Here is a 14,918-nt window from a genome sequence, read left to right as displayed (position 1 = left end):
GAGGCAGCGGCGGCCCCGGTTATTCCAGCCGGATAAGGCCTGGGCTTCGCTCGCCATGCTGTCACACAGGAATTTATAATAAATGGGTCGTTGGTTCCAATCTCATCAAGAACCCAGGATTTGCGGCTCTTCCGTCGCGAGGAGCGACGTCTCAATCAATGCGAATGCCGCCTCGGCGTCAAACGCGGGCTCCCAATCTCCGGCCACGCCGTCGATGGTTCAGCCAAGATCGACGTTCATGGCGAAGTTCCAGGTACCAGCGCCGTTTCTGGCCAGGCCGATCATCATCAGGCCGAGCGCTTCCAGCGTCTGGGCCATGTGCAAACCGCCAATGTCAAACGGACGCAGCCCGAGACTTTCGAGGAAGATGGAGACGCGCGCCTTCGCCTTCGCGTCGTCGGCCGCGATGAATGCGTCGAGGTACCCACCCTTGGCCAGCACGTGACCGAAGATGGTGTTGAACGCCTTCACGATAGGCGCGCCGGCAGGCAGGCCCTTGGCGATCTCCTGCGCACCAGAACTGCCGTGCGGGGTGACGAGGCCCGAAAGATCGGAGGCAACGGGATTGGTGATATCGATAATCACCTTGCCGTCAAGCGAGTCCCCGTAATCGGCGACTACCGCTGCGGCGCTGGTGTAAGGCACGGCCAGGATGACGATGTCCCCCGGGCCACGCCGTAAGTCCCTGTCGCCCCTCCGGCTCCAATCTGCTTGGCGAGCGCCCGCGCCTTGGCGGGATCTCGGCTGACCACCTCGACGGTATGTGCGGCGCTGGCGGCCATGCCGCCGGATCCGATGATGCTGATAGTGCTCATGTACGATTCCTCAATCGAACTTGACCAAGTCCTTAAAGATCAGTTGACCCCAGCTATTGCCGCGCGCCTGAACGAGCAGTCCACCTTCCGAAAGGCCGCCAAGATTGATCGGCGAGAAGCCGAGTTGTTCGGCAAGCGCAGCAATCTCCGCTATCGCGCCGTCGTCGTCGTCGCTTGCCAGGAACACCACTCTCCTGCCACCATGTACAGCCGGATCTTGGTCAAGGACGGCGGCAGCCAGATGATTGAAACCCTTGACCAGTCTTCCACCAGAAAAGGCCTGCGCGACGAATTTGGACGACGGCTGCCCTCTCAGTTTCTCAAGGGGCACGCCGTAGGCATTGGTCACATCGACGATCGTCTTCCCTTGCCACGTGGGCAACGCCTTCGCGACCTCCGGATGCTGTTCGAAGCGGACAGCCAAAAAGATGACGTCTGCCTTGACGGCGTCTGCCAGGGTTGTGGGGATGATTTCCGGTCCGATTGCCGCAGCTTCGGATGCAAAGCTTGCCGGGTCGCGTGTGGCTGCAACGGATACTTCCATGCCCTTGCGGGCGAACGCCCTGGCAATAGCGTGGCCGATCTTGCCGAAGCCGATAATTGCATAGCTCATGATATTCTCCTTCGAATGTCGGCGCGGTCAGAGCCTGTAGCCGCCGCTTGCTTCAATCGTCTGGCCCGTCACCCAATGGCCGTCATCGGAGGCCAGGAACGCCACGACGGCAGCAATTTCCGAAGGCTCGCCAAAGCGTCCCAATGCGATTTCAGCTTCGACCGTCTTGACGAGTTCGGGGTTTTCCCGGATGGCTGCGTTCACGTCCGTTCGCGTGTAGCCGGGCGCGACGGCGTTCGCGGTAATTCCGCGCGGCCCGAGCTCGGCCGCCAGCGCATGGGTGAGGTTGTTGATCGCCGCTTTGGCCATCGAGTAGACGGGCGCGGCCGTCACGGGCTTCGTGGCGGCGGCGGAAGAGATGTTGATGATGCATCCGCCATCGGCGAGACGATCCAGAGCCGCCTGAACGATGAAGAAGGGCGCGCGGGCATAGACCGCGATCAGGGTGTCCCAACTGTCCGGCGTCGCGTCCTTGAAGCCAACCCAGCCGGAGTTGCCGGCGTTGTTGACCAGAATGTCGAGAGCTTCGCTTCCCTTCCGCTTGGTGAACTCGTCGTCGAGTCTCTCGAATAAGGTCGGCACGGTCGCCGGGTCAGCGAGGTCGGCGTGGATCGTGAATGCAGTGCCTCCAGCATTCTCGATGGCCGCCACCACCTCGTCCGCGCCAGATTTGGAGGCGTTGTAGGTTAGCGCGACCGTCGCACCATCCTTTGCAAGACGTTCGGCGATGGCGCGGCCAATACCCCGCGATGCCCCGGTAACGAGAGCGGTTTTTCCTTCAAGAGGTTGTGGCATATCATTTCCTTCCGTGGATGTGTGCGTAATGGGATTACTGAGGTGACCGGCGGGGCTTGGCGCGTCAGAGTTGCGCAAGGCCGCCGTCGACGGCGACTTCGCTGGCGGTCATGAAGCTGCTGTCCGGTGAGGCAAGAAACGCAGCTACCGCTCCGATCTCCGCCGGATCGGCCATGCGCTGGAGCGGTGTCATCGCGGCAAAGGCCTTCTGGCCTTCCTCGCCAAGCGCCTCTTTCGCAAGGTCGGTCGCCGTCGCCCCGGGCGACAGCACGTTTACGCGGATGCCGGTGCCCTTCAGGTCCTCGGCCCAGGTCCGCGCGAGATTGCGCACCGCTGCCTTGCTCGCGCTGTAGGCGCTGAATGCCGGGGCGCCCGTGGTGCCGGCGCTAGATCCGGTCAGGATGATCGAACCGCCCTGGCTCATTAGCGGTAGCGCCTTCTGGACCGTGAAGATCGTGCCTTTCACATTGGTGTCGAAAGTCTCGTCAATGTGTTCGGCAGTGATCTTGCCGAGCGGAAGTGGGCTGCCCGCCCCGGCATTGGCGAAGACGATGTCGAGGGTTCCGCGCTCCGCCTTTACCGCCGCATAGAGTCGGTCCAGATCGGCTTCATCGGAAACCGAGCCCTTCACCGCGCGGGCATTCGGCCCGAGATCGGCCACGGCGGCATCGAGCGCTTCCTGCCGGCGGCCGAAAATGAACACGAAGGCGCCTTCCTCGATGAACCGCTTTGCCGCGGCGAGGCCGATGCCGGTCGCGCCACCCGTAATGACTGCAATCTTACCCTCAAGCTTTCCCATGACTTCTCCTTCCGTCCTGTCGGACAGCGCCTGTTGTCATTTGCGCCCACGGACGCTATCTAGTGGATCACTGATCCGATTCACAAATGGATCGCCGATCCACATATATGGATCACTGATCCATTTAGCAAGGTAATCCATGCGAGCCGACGCAGAAAAAAATCGCAGCCAAATTCTCACCGTCGCGCGTGACGTTGTCGCCGAGCATGGTGTGGACGCGTCGATGCGTGACATTGCCCGCCGGGCCGGCGTCGGGTTGGCCACGCTGCTTCGTCATTTCCCGACGCGGGAGGCGTTGTTCGAGGCGCTGCTGTGTACTCATCTGGACGCACTGACGCGGAGGGCAGCCGAACTCGAACGGTCGACTTCGGCCGACGAAGCACTTCTCTCCTGGTTTCGAGAATTGGTGGAATTCACCCAAAGCTCTAGGGGCGTTGTCGCCATGATGGCGGCCGCTCACACGAACCCCGACTCCGCTCTTTATGCTTCGTGCGCAGCGGTGCACTCGGCAGGGGCGCGACTACTGCTGCGCGCCCAGGCCGAGGGAACAGCGCGCGCCGATATGAATGGGGACGACCTGTTCGCCCTGATAACGGCTCTCGGCTGGGCGGTCGATCAACCTTCATTCGCGCCGCGCGCGGATCATCTCGTTCACCTCGTGACGAGCGCCCTTCTGACAGATTGGCCTCGCAACGCCGTCAAGAAGGCAACAGTTTGAACAAGGTCTGCGCATTTTTCCTGGAATTGTTCCAGGCAACGAAGCGGACTACGCCGCTGTCCGCGCAAAGCTGCCTCTTGGTTGCGAAAGCCTGAAGCAGCTGCCCAAATGCCATGAATGCGGCCGCCAACCCGCATAATTTCTAGTGATCGGAAGGGGAGTGGACGTCTGCACCGCTCCATACGGCAAAGGCCCGATAATGCTTGCGGGAAGGATTGCTTTCGCCTCGCGCTAGAAAAACTGCCTTTGGATCTTCGGGTTTCGACACGATCATTTCCGCGACGGGACTGGTGCCCGGTAACGCTAATTTTCGGAGCGAGCAAATGTCGATCAATCGCCGCCACTTCAACCAATTGCTGCTCCTTGGAGGCGCAGGTCTAGCCTTGGGAGGCACCCCGTCATGGGCAAGTGCGGCGGAAACGCCGGTGAGCGGCGGAACCCTGAACTGGGCCTATTATCCCGATCCGACGGCGCTGATCGCGATCAACACGTCCTCCGGTACGGGCCAGGCGATCGGACCGAAGATCAACGAGGGGCTGCTCGATTTCGACTATGATCTCAATCCAAAGCCGCTTCTGGCGACATCATGGTCCGTCAGTGGTGATGGCCTTCGCTACACCTTCGCGCTTCGCAAGGGTGTCAAATGGCATGACGGCAAGGACTTTACCTCCGAGGATGTCAAGTTCACCATCTTTCGCTTGAAGGAAGCGCATCCGCGCGGGCGCATTACGTTTCAGAACATCACATCGGTCGAAACGCCCGATCCGCTTACTGCTGTCATCGTTCTGTCCAAGCCGGCTCCTTATCTGATCTCCGCGCTCGGCAGTTCGGAATCGCCGATCGTGCCGAAGCATATCTACGAGACCTTCAAGCCGACCGAGCAGCCGACCCTTGCCCAGACGATCGGCACCGGTCCTTTCATCCTCAAGGAATGGGTGCCCGGCAGCCATCTGATCTTCGACCGCAATCCGAATTATTGGGACGCGCCGAAACCCTATCTCGACCGGGTGGTCCTGCGTGTCATTCTCGATCCGGCAGCACGGGCCGCAGCACTTGAGACGGGAGAGATCGACATTGGCGCGAACCCGGTGCCGCTTTCGGATATCGAGCGGTTGAAGGCCAATGCCAACCTGGTCGTCGACACCACGACCTACGCCTATTCCGGGCCGCAGCAGCAGCTATTCTTCAACTATGAGAACGAGATCCTCAAGAAGAAGGATGTGCGGCTGGCGATCGCTCATGCCATCGACCTACAGAAGCTGGTGGACATCGCCCTGTTCGGCTATGCAAAGGTCTCTCCAAGCCCGATCAGCACAGCCTTGCCAAAATGGTATGATCCGAGCATCAAGGCGCGTGAACACGATCCCAAGCTCGCCAACAAGTTGCTCGACGACGCCGGCTATCCGCGCGGTGCCAATGGCACGCGCTTCAAGCTCCGGCTTGCCTATAATTCATTCCTGCAGCCATCCTATGCCGACTTCATCAAGCAGTCGCTCGTTGCCGTCGGCATCGATGCCGAAATCCTGAAGCTGGATCTCGCCACCTTCCTGAAGACCGTCTACACGGAGCGTGCCTGGGATTTGGTCATCGAGTCCCTGTCCAATACGTTCGACCCGACGCTTGGCGTGCAGCGCGCCTATTGGTCGAAGAACTTCAAGATCGGCCTGGTGTTCTCCAATGCCAGCCATTACTCCAACCCTGAGGTCGATGCCCTTCTTGAAGCCGCTGCCGTCGAGCCGGATGAAGGCAAGCGCCGCCAGCTCTGGTACAAGTTCCAGCATATCATCCATGATGATGTCGTTTCCGTCGACCTGGTGGCGGCAGGCGCGCAGATCGTTGCCAACAAGCGGGTCAAGAATTTCGCCCCCGGTGCGCAGGGCATCAACAACAGTTTCGGCCAGATATGGCTGAGCCCAAACGCCTGAGCTGGGCAGGCAGGACTGCTTGTGAACGGGAGGCGGCTATCCAAGCCGGCTCAAGGCGTTCCTGGCCGCGATCGTGCGGATCATATGGCTTTGCGGCGCGTGCGAGCGGGCAGTGATCGCGTCGCGATGATGGCGTTCGAGCTGGAAATCGCGGTTGAGGCCGGGATTGCCGGCGAGCTCGAGCGCAAGGCTAGTGACCGCGACGGCGTTGTCGATGACGACATGGCGAACATGCATGCCGTCCATGCCGACCGGTCTGCCGGCATCGACATCCTCCCCGAGCGAGCGCAGTAGCCGGGCGTTCGTTGCAAGTCGAACCTCTATCTCGCCCAAGCCATCCTGGATGCGCGGTACCGTCGCGATCGGCGTACCAAGGCTCGCGGGCGTGTGGCTGCTGGCGAAGGCGAGAACGCGGTCGCGGGCAGCGCTGGCGACGCCGTGATAGACCGCACCGAGCAGGCCAAAGAAGAAGGCGGCGGCATGTTCGTTGCGGCGGATCGGTTCCGTCGCGGGCTGTGACTCGATGATATCGTCAATCGGGATCGATACGTCCTCGAGAATGATGTCGTCGCTCGCCGTGGCATGCATGCCGGCCGCATTCCAACTCTTCTCGATCCGAAAGCCGGCGGCATCTGTCGGCACCAGAAACGAGGCAAGGCGCGGTTCCTCCTCGTCTGTGACGGCAAGAAGCGACACCCATTTCAGCACGGGGATGCCGGTGACGTAGCTCTTATGGCCGGAAATGCGCCATCGATCGCCGTCACGGCGCGCGATCGTCTCGGGCAGGGCACCATGGGCGGGTGAGCCGATGCGCGGTTCTGCCTGCGCATTGTTGATCAGCGCTACGCCCTGCCTGTTTGCCGACAGTACGCGCTCCGCTAGATGGCGGGGCCATTTGCCAAGGCGGCGGATAGTAAAATGCGAGGTGTAGTGCATAGCGAGCACCAGCGCAGTCGAGGGTTCACCACGGGCGATCTCGCTGATGACGGCCTGTGCCGATGTCAGGCCCCCGCCGTGACCGCCATGGTCTCGGTCGCTGACGAGGCCGAGCAGGCCGGCCTCGAAAAGCCGGTCGAAATTTTCGAAGGGGAAGGCACCCGTTGCATCGTGATGCGCGGCTGTCGTCGAAAAATCCTCGGCAAGGTTTTTCGCCTTGCCGATCAGATCATCAATGGTCTCTGTCATCTCGTTACAACGTGGTTCAGGCGACGGCGCGTTCGGCAAGGCCGTCGATATGGCGGCGGTCGACCCATTCGCCAATATCGAAATCGCCGGCCAGGAAGCCGAAGTCGCGCAGGAAGTTCTTGTAGTGCTCGACGGCGTCAACCAGATCCGGCTCCAGTCCCAGGCCAAGATGGCGATGGATATCCGGACCGTTGGCGGCGAGGACCTGTTCTTCGGTCGCTCCGGATTCACGCGCCACGAAGCGGCGGGTTTCTTCCGGATGAGCTTCCGCCCAGGCGCTTGCCTTGAAGATCGCTTCGATCAGCTTGCGCACGAGATCGGGCCGTTCTTCCGCCAGCAGTTCGTCGACCGTCAGCACGCGCGGCGAGCCCGAATTGATGCGGATCTTTGGGTCCGGATGGAAACCGAATTCGGCAACCTGGACCGCGCCGATGAGATTGGCGACGTTGATCCCGGCGGTTCCCTTGACATAGATCGCGTCCACCTCGCCGCGCAACAGCGCTGCGATCTCCTCGCCATAGGCCTGCCTGCGCTTGAGGCCGAAAAGGGATGGGCCTTCCTGGCTCGCGAGCACGGAATCGGCGAGCGCGATCTCGACAATCTCGACATCATCGATGGATAAGCCTTCAAGTGACAAAGCCGAGATAAGGCCCTTGAGCGCCGTGGCGCGCATGAAATCGACAATTCCTTCCGGGCGGCGGGCAATGCCGAAGCGGCGACCCTTGAGATCCCTGGTCGCCCTGATGCCGGTTTCCGGCAGCGTGATGATTGCCTGAAACTCGTCCGTCCATGTGATGCCGACGAGACGGGTGCGGCGGCCCTCGGAGCGCGCGCGAATGGGCGGCACATTGCCGCCATGGCGGAAGGACCAGTCGAGCGTGTGGTTGAAGTGGCTCTGCCGGATATTCCTGTCGGGAGAGTCGATGATGGATTTCAGGGTGACGCCTTCGCTGCGAAAGCCGTCTTCGAGATAGCCGAGCTGTGCGGCCAGTCCCACAGGCGTCGGGACGGGGCAGCGTGTGTACCAGATTTCGGAAATGGCATTACTGGTCATGATCGTTCCTTTCAGTGGCGCAGCCCGGCCTGTTTCATCAGCGGCAGGACTTCCTCGCCGAAGAATTCCAAATCGTCGCGGAAATCGAAGAAGCTGAGCTGCAAGCCGTCGATGCCGGCCGCCTTCAGCTTGACGAACTGATCGACCACCTGCTCCGGCGAACCGATGACGCGAATATTGCCGCCAACGAAGCGATAGGGATCCTGTGCGTCGCGGCCCTTCCAGGCATGGGCATCGGAATCCAGCGACTGGAAGCCCTTACGGGAACGCTGGTCGGCATGGGCGACGATCCGATCGGCGAGTTCCCATGCCTCCTTCTCGGTCGGACGGCAAATGACCATCGGATTGAGCAGGGTGCGCACGCTGCGTCCGACATCGGCGGCGGCATCCTTCACCCTTTTGCTATGGGCCGGCAGCGAGGCGAGGGCGCTATCGATGTCCGCGCCGGTCGGGCTGGTAATGAAGACGATATCGGAGTAGCGGCCGGCAAAGGCTATGCCTGCATCGGATCCGGTGGCATTGACGAGGATCGGCCGGCCGAAATTCGGTTTCGGTGTCACGTAGCCGCCGCCGAGCTTCCAGCTGCTTTCACCTTCGAAGGAGTAGTTCTCGTCGTCGCTCCACAGCCGCTGCACGACCTCGAGAAATTCTGCGGCCAGCTCATAGCGCCTGTCATGCTCGATGCGTTGCCAGCCGAACATTTCGTGCTCGACGGCCCTATGGCCGGTAACGACATTGATGCCCCAGCGGCCGCCGGTGATGTGATCGAGCGTGGCGCCGAACTTGGCAAGGTGCAGCGGATGCCAAGGTCCGTAGAGAACATGCATCGTTGATATGAGCATGATCTTCTTGGTGAGGCCTGCAAGTGCTGCGGTCGAAACGAAACTGTCGAGTGCGTGGCCGTCGAAGACGCCGCCATAGCCGCCCTTGGGAAGCCATTGCGACAGGGCGAACACCAGATCGAAACCCAGCTCCTCCGCGCGCAGCGTCAGCGCCTTGTTGTAATCGAAGCGCCAATCGGTCGAACGCTCCAGGGTCGATTGTGTCCAGCCTCCGGCCTGAATCGGCAGAAAAAGGCCGAGCAGAACCGGCTGCTTCAGGGCCTGCGATAGCGGGCTATCGGGAAAATCGGTCGGCGCGGCGAATTTTGGCAGGCCCACGATGGAGCCGGGACGGTGCTGGATGGACATGGCGTTCCCTTGCTTTCGGTCTTCAGGCGGTTGCGATGTAGGCGTAGGCAAGGCTGCCGGCGATGCCCTCGCCGCCGAGCGTGTGATCGGCAATACGCTTGTTGTAGATGGTCAGTTCCGGCTGGCTGACGATGTCGAGAGCTGGCAGATCCTCGACGAGAATCTTCTGGATCTCGCGCCATTGCTCGACCCGCTTCTGGGGATCGACTTCGATGGCGGCGGCCTCGAGAAGGGCGTCGACCTTGGGATTGCTATAGGCGGAGCCATTGGAGAAGGGCACGCCTGGCTTGAAGTTCTTGCTCCAATAAAGCCGCTGTACACCGACCGTGGGATCAAAAAGATTGCTCATTCCTTCATAGGCGAAATCGAAATCGCGATCGGTGTAGATGCGCTTGGTGTAGGTGGCGAAATCCTGGGCACGCACCGTCACCTCGACGCCGACCTTGGCGAGCGCCTGGCGGATATACTCCGAGCCGCGGCTGTAGGGTTCGCCGCTTGGCACGTAGTCGAGATTGAGACGAAACCGCACGCCGTCCGATCCGCGTGGATAACCGGCCTCGTCGAGCAACTTTTCTGCCGCGGCAAGGTCGATCGGATAGGTCTTGAGATCGGCGACATACCATTTCGTCAGGTTGGGATTGATCGGGCCGGGGATCGCTTCGCCATAGCCATAATTGATGGTGTTGCGGATCACCTTGCGGTCGATGACATGCGCGAACGCCTGTCGGACGCGGATATCCTTGAAAACCGGCCTTTCCAGGTTGAATTCGATACGGCTGACGCCGTTCGCATATTGATAGCCCCTTGTTTCGAAGGCGAGGCTTGCCACGCCCTTGAGGCGGTCGAGATCGCTGAGCGGAACGGGGGTCGATGGCGCCAGATCGATCTCGCCGGTCTCGATCGCGATCGAGCGGGCGGCAGCGTCGGGAATGAAGCGGACGATCAGTTGGTCGAGGTAGGGACGGGGCTGGTCCCAATAATCGGGATTGCGCTCGTACACGATATGGCTGCCCCGCACCCACTCCTTGAACTTGAAGGGGCCTGTGCCGACCGGCGCCAGATTGACGGGATTTTCGGCGACCTTCGTACCTTCATAGAGATGGCGGGGAACGATTGGCGATTCCGATGCGGCGAGCGCGGTAATCAGATAAGGGGCCGGCTTGGAGAGAACCAGGATCGCGGTTAGAGGATCGGGTGTTTCGATCTCGACGAGGTTCAGGAAGGTGTTGCGCCCGCGCGGGTGGACATCTTTGAGCGTCTTGATCGAGAAGACGACGTCATCGGCGGTAAAAGGCTTGCCGTCGTGCCATTTGACACCCTCGCGCAGCTTGAAGGTGTAGCGTAGCCCGTCATCGCTGACGGCCCATTGTTTGGCGAGGAGCGGCTGCGGATTGAGATCGAAATCATAGGTCAGCAGCCCCTCGGTCACCTTCGGCGAAACATAGACCGAGTTGAAGGCCGTATGGGCGATCGTCGTCAGGACCGGCGGTTCGGCCGAAAGCAGAAGCGTCGCGGTGCCGCCACGCGATGGAGCCGCATGGACGGTTGTTCCCGCCACGGCGATTGCACCGAGCGCTGCCGACGAGAGCAGGAAACTCCGACGTGTAATTATAGAAAGCCTGGTCATCTGAAGTTGCCTCGTCTGTCTAAGGTGGCGTTGCCGAGCCTGAACGGTTGCTGGTTTTATGTTCTCTAAGGAAGCGGTTCTCGTAGGTCGCTTTGTTGCCTTGCGCTCACTTCTTGGGAAAATTTATGCAAAAATTGCACATAATAGCAAATATATTCTAATTTATCTTGTCGATTTGAGAAATTTCAGAAATATCTACCGATATCGATTTGACAAAACCTACAGATTTAGTCAACTACTATTGCGATGCAGCGCTTGAAATTTCGGTGGCGCTGCCGAGGAGTTTCGATGTCGGCTTACATGCGGATAGGACGAACGCTACGCCGGACGGCCGTGCAGGCAGTGCCGACGATGCTTGGCATCGTCATCCTGAATTTCTTCCTGCTCAAGCTGGCGCCGGGAGATGCGGCCGATGTCATGGCAGCCGAAGCCGGCTCGGCAACCGTCGAGACGATGGCGGCGCTGCGTGAGCGCTTCGGCCTGGACAATCCGATCCTCGTGCAGCTCGCGAACTATTTGAACAATCTTGCGCATTTCAGTCTCGGCTTTTCGCCGCGCTACGGCATGCCTGTCGCCGACCTGATCGGCCAGCGATTGCCGGGTACCCTGACGTTGATGGTGGCTGCGCTGGCCACAGCGATTGCGATCGGCCTGATCCTCGGGTCGCTGATGGCAACATTTGCCGGGCGGCTGCCGGATCGGTTGATATCGATCGTCTCGCTCCTCTTCTATTCGATCCCGGGTTTCTGGATCGGGCTGATGTTGATCCTGCTGTTTTCCGTCAAGCTCGGCTGGCTGCCGAGCGGCGGCGACAGCACCATCGGTTCGCGGCTCACCGGTCTGCCGGCGCTACTCGACCGGGCGCGCTACATGGTGCTGCCGGCCATATCGCTCGCCCTCTTCTACCTGGCGATCTATGCACGGTTGACGCGCGCCGCCATGCTGGAGGTCAAGTCGCAGGACTTCGTGCGCACGGCGCGGGCAAAGGGCGTTTCGCCCCTCAAGCTGACGACGCGGCATGTATTGCGCAACGCGCTAATCCCGATCACGACCATGGCTGGAATGCACTTCGGCGGCATGCTCGGCGGCGCCGTCGTCGTGGAGACGGTCTATAGTTGGCCCGGCCTCGGACGGTTGGCTTTCGAGGCCGTCATGGCTCGTGACTTCAGCGTTCTGCTTGGCATCCTGTTGCTCTCGTCACTTCTCGTCATCATCGCCAACGCTGCTGTGGATCTTCTGCAAGCCTGGCTCGACCCGCGGATCGGAGCAAACCGATGAAAGCGCAAGAACTCAAGATTTATGCGGACACGGCACGTGATTTCAGTGCCGAGGAGCCCGAAGCAGCAGCAAAGGCCGCACCCGTTCCTGAACGCCGTTGGACCCACATCCATGCACCCGATGCCCGCACCACGGCTGTTTCGGCCCCGCGCTGGCAGGGGCGTCGGCGTGAGCTCAGGATCTTTCTTTCCAATCCCAACGCGCTCCTCGGCATTGCCGTTCTGGCCGCCATCGTGTTTGCGGCCCTGCTTGCGCCGATCTTCTATCCTGGCGATCCCCTGGAGATGGTGGCGCGACCCTTCCTTTGGCCGGGCCAGAACCCGGCCTATCCGTTGGGAACGGATTCCATGGGGCGTGATGTGCTGGCGGGCATTCTTCATGGTGCCCAGATCTCGCTGACCGTCGGCATTGCCGCGACCCTGCTCGGCCTTGGCGCCGGCGTGACGGTCGGCGCGCTTGCCGGCTATTTCGGTGGCGTGGTCGATGACCTCCTCGTCAAGCTCATCGAGATCTTCCAGACCATGCCGAGTTTCGTCCTGCTTGTCGTGCTGGTGGCAATCGCACAGCCGACCACGACGACGGTGACGGTTGCGATTGCACTCGTCAGCTGGCCGACGGTTGCGCGTCTGACACGCGCCGAGTTTCGCGGCATAAAGGAGAAGGACTATGTTCTCGCCGCCCGCAGCCTCGGCTTCGGCCACGCCCGCATCATTTTTCGGGAAATCCTTCCGAATGCTTTGCCGCCGCTGATCGTCACATCGTCCGTCATGGTGGCGAGCGCGATCCTGATGGAATCGGCGCTGTCCTTCATGGGGCTTGGCGATCCCAATCGCGTCTCCTGGGGTTCGATGATCGGCGCGGGACGCGATGTCATCCGCACCGCCTGGTATCTCACCGCCTTGCCGGGTCTTGCCATCGTCTTCACGGTGCTCTCGCTAAATCTCATTGGCGATGGCCTGAACGATGCCCTTAACCCGCGTTTTTCGGAGGAGCGTCGATGACGGGACTTCTCGACGTCCGCGATTTTTCGGTCGGCTTCGGTAGCGCTCAACCGGTTAAGGGCGTGAGTTTCACTGCCGCAGCCGGCGAGATGCTGGCTGTTGTCGGCGAGTCGGGCTCGGGCAAGTCGCTGACCGCGCTCGGCCTGATGGGGCTCCTGCCTCGGCATGCAAAGACGGCGGGCGAAATCCTGTTCGACGGCCGCGACCTCCTGAAATTGCGCGAACGGGAGATGCGGAGCATTCGCGGGCACGACATCGCCATGATTTTTCAGGAGCCGATGACGTCTCTCAATCCCGTATTGACGATCGGCAACCAGATCGTCGAAGTCCTGCGCATTCATGAAAAACTGAGCGGTAAGCAGGCACGTCAGCGTGCGATCGATCTGCTGGATCTCGTCAGCATTCCAGAGGCGGCAAAACGTATCGACGACTATCCGCACCAGCTTTCGGGCGGCATGCGTCAGCGCGTCATGATCGCCATCGCCGTTGCCTGTAATCCCAGGCTCCTGATCGCCGACGAGGCGACCACGGCGCTCGACGTCACGATCCAGGCACAGGTGCTGCAATTGCTCGATCGCCTGCGCAGCCAATTGAACATGGCGGTCATCCTTATCACGCACGACCTCGGCATCGTCGCGCAATGGGCCGATCGTGTCATCGTGATGTATGCGGGGCGAAAGGTCGAGCAGGGGCTGCCCGGTGCCTTGTTCGAAACGCCGTATCACCCCTATACGCAGGGGCTGCTTGCGGCCTCGCCGCGATTGAAGGCGGACTATCACTATCGCGATGGGCCATTGACGGAAATTCGCGGCTCGATCGTTTCGGCAACCGGCGAACAGGGCTGTTCCTTCCGACCGCGCTGTCCGGTGGCGCGAGCGGCCTGCGGGCAGTCCGTGCCGGCGCTCGTCGCAGTTTCGACCAGCCGCGAGGTGGCCTGCCCCTATGTTCCAGTCCTTGCGGAGAGAGCCCATGTCGCTTCTGTCGGTCGATAGGCTTTCCACGCATTATCCGGCTGGGGCCGGAACGGTGCGGGCCGTGGATGACGTATCGCTTGAGATCCTCGAGGGTGAGACCGTAGCGCTGGTCGGTGAATCCGGCTGCGGCAAGTCGACGCTTGGCAAATCCCTGATGCGCCTCGTCGATCCCACCTCCGGTCGGGTCACCTTCAAGGGGCGCGATGTCGCTGCGATGTCGGGCAAGGAATTGCAGGCAATCCGCCGGCATATTCAGATGATCTTCCAGGACCCGTTCGCATCGCTCAACCCGCGCCAGACGATCCGCGCGATCCTGACGGCGCCGCTCGCCGTCCACGGCATCGGTGATCGCAAGAGCCGTGACGCCATTGCCGCTTCGATGATTGCCCATGTCGGCCTGCCCTCGGATTCACTCGATCGCTATCCGCACGAGTTCTCCGGCGGCCAGCGCCAGCGCATCGGGATTGCCCGGGCTCTGATCCTGCAGCCTGAGCTTGTCATCTGCGACGAGCCCGTGTCCGCGCTCGATCTGTCGATCCAGGCACAGATCCTCAATCTTCTCGTCGAGATGAAGACGGAGCTTTCGCTTTCCTATCTCTTCATCTCCCACGACCTGTCGGTCGTGCGCTATTTCGCCGATCGCGTGCTGGTCATGTATCTCGGGCGCATCGTCGAAAGCGCGCCGACGGCAAGGCTCTGGAGCGATGCCAAGCACCCCTACACGCGCGCGCTGCTTGCCGCCGTGCCCGATCCGTCGCGGCGCAAGCAGGCGGCACCGATCACGGGCGACCTGCCGAGCCCGCACAACCCGCCGTCCGGCTGTCGCTTTCATACGCGCTGTCCGCTCGCAACAGACATCTGCCGGAGTGATGATCCGGCCTATCGGCAAATGGGCAGTGGTCACACGGTCGCCTGCCATCACGCACAATGAAATGGAGAAATGA

General features: G+C 61.1%; 15 protein-coding genes. 6 read left to right on the top strand and 9 right to left on the bottom strand.

Annotation, left to right across the window (positions count from 1 at the left end):
- Nucleotides 1-219: 219 nt before the first annotated feature.
- The 5 genes from AC13RM_RS04715 to AC13RM_RS04695 form a co-directional block, all read right to left on the bottom strand.
- Entirely contained in the window at nt 220-645 is a 426-nt protein-coding gene (locus tag AC13RM_RS04715) for a hypothetical protein (protein ID WP_208409430.1), read from the bottom strand.
- Complete coding sequence (locus AC13RM_RS04710) at nt 618-815, bottom strand: Rossmann-fold NAD(P)-binding domain-containing protein (protein WP_208409431.1); 198 nt, start codon at nt 813-815, stop codon at nt 618-620. The genes AC13RM_RS04715 and AC13RM_RS04710 overlap by 28 nt, the downstream gene beginning before the upstream one ends.
- Nucleotides 816-825: 10 nt before the next feature.
- A complete protein-coding gene (locus tag AC13RM_RS04705; RefSeq protein WP_488554646.1) occupies nt 826-1,428 on the bottom strand; it encodes an NADPH-dependent F420 reductase in 603 nt (200 codons plus the stop codon).
- A 27-nt stretch (nt 1,429-1,455) separates the two neighbouring features.
- Nucleotides 1,456-2,223: an SDR family NAD(P)-dependent oxidoreductase gene (locus AC13RM_RS04700; protein WP_488554645.1), complete on the bottom strand. Its 768-nt coding sequence runs from the start codon at nt 2,221-2,223 to the stop codon at nt 1,456-1,458.
- A 64-nt stretch (nt 2,224-2,287) separates the two neighbouring features.
- A complete protein-coding gene (locus AC13RM_RS04695) occupies nt 2,288-3,022 on the bottom strand; it encodes an SDR family NAD(P)-dependent oxidoreductase (protein WP_488554644.1) in 735 nt (244 codons plus the stop codon).
- A 139-nt stretch (nt 3,023-3,161) separates the two neighbouring features.
- On the opposite strand from AC13RM_RS04695, the gene AC13RM_RS04690 reads away from it, so the two are divergent.
- Together AC13RM_RS04690 and AC13RM_RS04685 are read left to right on the top strand one after the other, a co-directional pair.
- Nucleotides 3,162-3,740, top strand: a complete 579-nt coding sequence (locus tag AC13RM_RS04690; RefSeq protein WP_285170718.1) for a TetR/AcrR family transcriptional regulator — start codon at nt 3,162-3,164, stop codon at nt 3,738-3,740.
- A 323-nt stretch (nt 3,741-4,063) separates the two neighbouring features.
- Complete coding sequence (locus AC13RM_RS04685; RefSeq protein WP_488554643.1) at nt 4,064-5,665, top strand: ABC transporter substrate-binding protein; 1,602 nt, start codon at nt 4,064-4,066, stop codon at nt 5,663-5,665.
- 36 nt (nt 5,666-5,701) lie between these two features.
- On the opposite strand, the gene AC13RM_RS04680 is transcribed toward AC13RM_RS04685, so the two are convergent.
- The 4 genes from AC13RM_RS04680 to AC13RM_RS04665 are packed head-to-tail and all read right to left on the bottom strand — an operon-like array spanning nt 5,702 to nt 10,721.
- Nucleotides 5,702-6,850 (bottom strand): acyl-CoA dehydrogenase family protein, encoded by a 1,149-nt coding sequence (locus tag AC13RM_RS04680; protein WP_488554642.1) that lies wholly within the window; start codon nt 6,848-6,850, stop codon nt 5,702-5,704.
- A 16-nt stretch (nt 6,851-6,866) separates the two neighbouring features.
- A complete protein-coding gene (locus AC13RM_RS04675; RefSeq protein WP_113232599.1) occupies nt 6,867-7,904 on the bottom strand; it encodes an ABC transporter substrate-binding protein in 1,038 nt (345 codons plus the stop codon).
- An 11-nt stretch (nt 7,905-7,915) separates the two neighbouring features.
- A complete protein-coding gene (locus tag AC13RM_RS04670; protein ID WP_374822272.1) occupies nt 7,916-9,094 on the bottom strand; it encodes an LLM class flavin-dependent oxidoreductase in 1,179 nt (392 codons plus the stop codon).
- Nucleotides 9,095-9,116: 22 nt separating this feature from the next.
- Complete coding sequence (locus tag AC13RM_RS04665) at nt 9,117-10,721, bottom strand: ABC transporter substrate-binding protein (RefSeq protein WP_374822269.1); 1,605 nt, start codon at nt 10,719-10,721, stop codon at nt 9,117-9,119.
- A 288-nt stretch (nt 10,722-11,009) separates the two neighbouring features.
- Between AC13RM_RS04665 and AC13RM_RS04660 the strand changes: the two genes are divergently transcribed.
- From AC13RM_RS04660 to AC13RM_RS04645, 4 genes are read left to right on the top strand one after another with little or no spacing between them, the layout of a single operon-like run.
- Complete coding sequence (locus tag AC13RM_RS04660) at nt 11,010-11,999, top strand: ABC transporter permease (protein ID WP_374822266.1); 990 nt, start codon at nt 11,010-11,012, stop codon at nt 11,997-11,999.
- Complete coding sequence (locus AC13RM_RS04655) at nt 11,996-13,000, top strand: ABC transporter permease (RefSeq protein ID WP_113232595.1); 1,005 nt, start codon at nt 11,996-11,998, stop codon at nt 12,998-13,000. Before AC13RM_RS04660 ends, AC13RM_RS04655 begins: the two co-directional genes overlap by 4 nt.
- Nucleotides 12,997-13,992, top strand: coding sequence for an ABC transporter ATP-binding protein (locus AC13RM_RS04650; RefSeq protein ID WP_440479864.1), 996 nt, complete (start codon nt 12,997-12,999; stop codon nt 13,990-13,992). The genes AC13RM_RS04655 and AC13RM_RS04650 overlap by 4 nt, the downstream gene beginning before the upstream one ends.
- The gene (locus AC13RM_RS04645; RefSeq protein WP_440479863.1) at nt 13,970-14,905 is read left to right on the top strand and encodes an ABC transporter ATP-binding protein; all 936 of its coding nucleotides are present in this window, start codon (nt 13,970-13,972) and stop codon (nt 14,903-14,905) included. Before AC13RM_RS04650 ends, AC13RM_RS04645 begins: the two co-directional genes overlap by 23 nt.
- Nucleotides 14,906-14,918 lie beyond the last annotated feature (13 nt).

The organism is Martinezella sp. CNPSo 3732 (assembly GCF_057784515.1).
The sequence above is the reverse complement of the archived record's forward strand: the minus strand, read 5'-3'. Positions and strand labels throughout refer to the sequence as shown.

Bases quoted from the DNA above. Each gene is read 5' to 3' on its own strand.
- AC13RM_RS04700 (WP_488554645.1), bottom strand. From the start codon at position 2,223: ATGCCACAACCTCTTGAAGGAAAAACCGCTCTCGTTACCGGGGCATCG.
- AC13RM_RS04695 (WP_488554644.1), bottom strand. From the start codon at position 3,022: ATGGGAAAGCTTGAGGGTAAGATTGCAGTCATTACGGGTGGCGCGACC.
- AC13RM_RS04705 (WP_488554646.1), bottom strand. From the start codon at position 1,428: ATGAGCTATGCAATTATCGGCTTCGGCAAGATCGGCCACGCTATTGCC.
- AC13RM_RS04660 (WP_374822266.1), top strand. From the start codon at position 11,010: ATGTCGGCTTACATGCGGATAGGACGAACGCTACGCCGGACGGCCGTG.
- AC13RM_RS04690 (WP_285170718.1), top strand. From the start codon at position 3,162: ATGCGAGCCGACGCAGAAAAAAATCGCAGCCAAATTCTCACCGTCGCG.
- AC13RM_RS04665 (WP_374822269.1), bottom strand. From the start codon at position 10,721: ATGACCAGGCTTTCTATAATTACACGTCGGAGTTTCCTGCTCTCGTCG.
- AC13RM_RS04655 (WP_113232595.1), top strand. From the start codon at position 11,996: ATGAAAGCGCAAGAACTCAAGATTTATGCGGACACGGCACGTGATTTC.
- AC13RM_RS04710 (WP_208409431.1), bottom strand. From the start codon at position 815: ATGAGCACTATCAGCATCATCGGATCCGGCGGCATGGCCGCCAGCGCC.
- AC13RM_RS04650 (WP_440479864.1), top strand. From the start codon at position 12,997: ATGACGGGACTTCTCGACGTCCGCGATTTTTCGGTCGGCTTCGGTAGC.
- AC13RM_RS04670 (WP_374822272.1), bottom strand. From the start codon at position 9,094: ATGTCCATCCAGCACCGTCCCGGCTCCATCGTGGGCCTGCCAAAATTC.
- AC13RM_RS04680 (WP_488554642.1), bottom strand. From the start codon at position 6,850: ATGACAGAGACCATTGATGATCTGATCGGCAAGGCGAAAAACCTTGCC.
- AC13RM_RS04675 (WP_113232599.1), bottom strand. From the start codon at position 7,904: ATGACCAGTAATGCCATTTCCGAAATCTGGTACACACGCTGCCCCGTC.
- AC13RM_RS04685 (WP_488554643.1), top strand. From the start codon at position 4,064: ATGTCGATCAATCGCCGCCACTTCAACCAATTGCTGCTCCTTGGAGGC.
- AC13RM_RS04645 (WP_440479863.1), top strand. From the start codon at position 13,970: ATGTCGCTTCTGTCGGTCGATAGGCTTTCCACGCATTATCCGGCTGGG.